Origin of the sequence: Propioniciclava sp. (assembly GCF_036744435.1) — a bacterium.
GTDB lineage: Bacteria > Actinomycetota > Actinomycetes > Propionibacteriales > Propionibacteriaceae > Propioniciclava.
Map to the genome: position 1 here is coordinate 1 of NZ_DAIOIA010000052.1, position 2,644 is coordinate 2,644.

Here is a 2,644-nt window from a genome sequence, read left to right on the forward strand (position 1 = left end):
CCCTGCGCCGGTGGCGCGGCCTACAGCCCGGCGCTGACGGACTTCATCATCCAGACGCGCAAGGGCCACATGTTCATCACGGGCCCGAGCGTCATCGCGCAGGTCACCGGTGAAAAGGTCACCCAGGACGCCCTGGGCGGCGCGGACGCCCACATGAGCGTCTCCGGCGTCAACCACTTCGTGGCCGACAGCGACGAGCAGGCGATCCTGATCGCCAAGAAGCTGCTCAGCTTCCTGCCGCAGAACAACACCGAGGACGCCCCGATCGTCGACCCCGACCCCTACGTGGAGCCGGACGAGGCGATGCTCGACATCGTCCCGACCGACGGGCAGAAGGGCTACGACGTCCGCGAGGTCATCGCCCGCCTGGTCGATCACCAGGACTTCCTGGAGGTCCAGGCCGGCTACGCCAAGAACATCGTGGTGGGCTTCGCCCGGATCAACGGCCGCAGCGTCGGCATCGTCGCGAACCAGCCCGCCGTCATGGCAGGCGTCCTCGACATCAACGCCTCCGACAAGGCGAGCAAGTTCATCCGGTTCTGCAACGCGTTCAACATCCCGCTGGTCACCCTCGTCGACGTCCCCGGCTTCCTGCCCGGCGTCGCGCAGGAGCACGGCGGCATCATCCGCCACGGCGCCAAGATGCTGTACGCCTACTCGGCCGCCACCGTCCCGAAGATCACCGTCGTGCTCCGCAAGGCCTACGGCGGCGCCTACCTGGCGATGTGCTCCAAGGACCTGGGTGCCGACGACGTGTTCGCGTGGCCGACCGCCGAGATCGCCGTCATGGGTGCCGAGGGTGCCGCGTCGGTGGTGTTCAAGCGCGAGATCGAGAACGCCGAGGATCCTGCCGCGAAGCGCGTGGAACTGGTCGACGAGTACCGCAACACGTTCTCGACGCCGTTCGTGGCCGCTTCCCGCGGTCTGGTCGACGACATCATCAGCCCCGAGGACACCCGCCGCAAGGTGGCCATGTCCTTGGAGATCCTGGTGAACAAGCGCGAACTGCGTCCCGCCAAGAAGCACGGCCTCGGGCCGGTCTGATCGGGGGAGAGATGTCCGAAGACGTCAACGTCGAACTGCTCGAAGCCGTCAAGGCGCTCACGTCCCGGGTTGAAGAACTCGAGACCGAGATCAAGAGCATTCAGCTGCTCAACGCGCAGAACGTGCCGGAGGAGACCATGGTGGCCATCGCGGCCGCCGTGGCCGCCTACCTCGGTCACCGCGCCAAGCGCCGCCAGGCGCACTTCACCCGTTCGGGCTCGTGGCAGAGCACGACCCGTCGGTCCCAGCACGTCCACGCGCCGCTGCACCTGCGGTGATTCGAAAGGCACACTCATGAAGCTCAAGGTGACCGTCAACGGCATCCCCTACGACATCGACGTAGAGGTGCAGGAAGAGGAGTCGATGCCCATCGGCTCCATCGTGATCGGCGGGGGCGCGGGTGCCAGCAACGCGGTGCCCAGCTCCGCCTCGGTGCAGGCCACCTCGGCCAACGCCGTCACCGCGCCGCTGTCCGGCACGGTGGCGCGCATCCTGGTCGAGGAAGGCGAGGAGATCGAGGCCGGCCAGGTGCTCTGCGTCCTGGAGGCCATGAAGATGGAGACCGAGATCACCGCCCCGCAGGCGGGCAAGGTCGAGCGGATCCTCGTCAGCAAGGGCGGCTCCGTCGCCGGCGGCGAAGCGCTCATCGAGCTGGGTTAGTTCCCAACCCACCACGGCAGCGGCCGCCCTCCTACGTGGAGGGCGGCCGCTGCCGCGTTCGGGGCGATCAGTTGCGGTACTGGGTGTTGGCGAAGGTGTCCGGGTCGGGGTAGAGCCGGTTGCCCGCCTCCAGGCCGTCGATGGCGGCGATCTCGGCGTCGCTCAGTGCGAAGTCGAAGATCGCGAAGTTCTCCTGGATGCGGGCCGGGGTGTTGGACTTCGGGATCGCGATGCGGCCTTCCTGCAGGTGCCAGCGCAGGACGACCTGGGCGGGGGTCACCTCGTGGGCGGTGGCGATCTCGATGATGGCGGGCAGGGACAGGTCTTCGCCCTGGCCGATGGGGCCGTAGGCCTCGGGGACGACGCCGTGGGCGCGGCTGGCCTCCTGCGCGGCGACCTGCTGCAGCGTGGGGTGGATCTCGAACTGGTTGACGGCGGGGACGACGTCGGAGTTCTCGATCAGGTCGGCGAGGTGGTGGGGCAGGAAGTTGGAGACGCCGATCGCCCGGACGGCACCGTCGGCGTACAGCTTCTCGAACGCCTTCCAGGTCTCGGTCGCCAGGCCACGGCTGGGGACCGGCCAATGCACGAGGTACAGGTCGACCACGTCGACGCCGAGGGCGGCGCGGCTCTCCTCGAAGGCCTTCAGCGCGTTGTCGTAGCCCTGATCCCCGTTGCGGAGCTTCGTGGTGACGAAGACGGACTCCCGGGGCAGGCCGGACGCCTTCAACGCGGCGCCCACGCCTGCTTCGTTGTAGTACCCGGCGGCCGTGTCGATGTGCCGGTAGCCGACGGCCAGCGCCTCCTCGGTGACCTTCTGGGTCTCCTCGACGCTGACCCGGAAGGTCCCGAAGCCGAGCTGGGGGATCTGGATGCCGTTGTTGAGTTCGATGAGGGGTTGAGTGCTCATGCGCCAACCCTAGTGGTGGTCGCTTCAACC

Annotated in this window: 4 protein-coding genes; 3 read left to right on the plus strand and 1 reads right to left on the minus strand. The window is 67.9% G+C overall.

Going from position 1 to position 2,644, the window contains the following annotated elements; translation table 11 throughout:
- The 3 genes from V7E09_RS08355 to V7E09_RS08365 all read left to right on the plus strand — a co-directional run.
- Positions 1-1,044 (plus strand): acyl-CoA carboxylase subunit beta (locus V7E09_RS08355; protein WP_324523251.1); only part of this gene is annotated, 1,044 nt, incomplete at its 5' end.
- A gap of 11 nt (positions 1,045-1,055) precedes the next feature.
- Positions 1,056-1,322: a hypothetical protein gene (locus V7E09_RS08360; RefSeq protein WP_324510456.1), complete on the plus strand. Its 267-nt coding sequence runs from the start codon at positions 1,056-1,058 to the stop codon at positions 1,320-1,322.
- 16 nt (positions 1,323-1,338) lie between these two features.
- The gene (locus V7E09_RS08365; RefSeq protein ID WP_324510455.1) at positions 1,339-1,704 is read left to right on the plus strand and encodes a biotin/lipoyl-containing protein; all 366 of its coding nucleotides are present in this window, start codon (positions 1,339-1,341) and stop codon (positions 1,702-1,704) included.
- Positions 1,705-1,771: 67 nt separating this feature from the next.
- Here V7E09_RS08365 and V7E09_RS08370 read toward each other — a convergent pair whose 3' ends face one another.
- Positions 1,772-2,614 carry an aldo/keto reductase gene (locus V7E09_RS08370; protein ID WP_324523252.1) on the minus strand — a complete coding sequence of 281 codons (843 nt, stop codon included), beginning with the start codon at positions 2,612-2,614 and terminating at the stop codon, positions 1,772-1,774.
- Positions 2,615-2,644 lie beyond the last annotated feature (30 nt).

Bases quoted from the DNA above. Each gene is read 5' to 3' on its own strand.
- V7E09_RS08360 (WP_324510456.1), top strand. From the start codon at position 1,056: ATGTCCGAAGACGTCAACGTCGAACTGCTCGAAGCCGTCAAGGCGCTC.
- V7E09_RS08365 (WP_324510455.1), top strand. From the start codon at position 1,339: ATGAAGCTCAAGGTGACCGTCAACGGCATCCCCTACGACATCGACGTA.
- V7E09_RS08370 (WP_324523252.1), bottom strand. From the start codon at position 2,614: ATGAGCACTCAACCCCTCATCGAACTCAACAACGGCATCCAGATCCCC.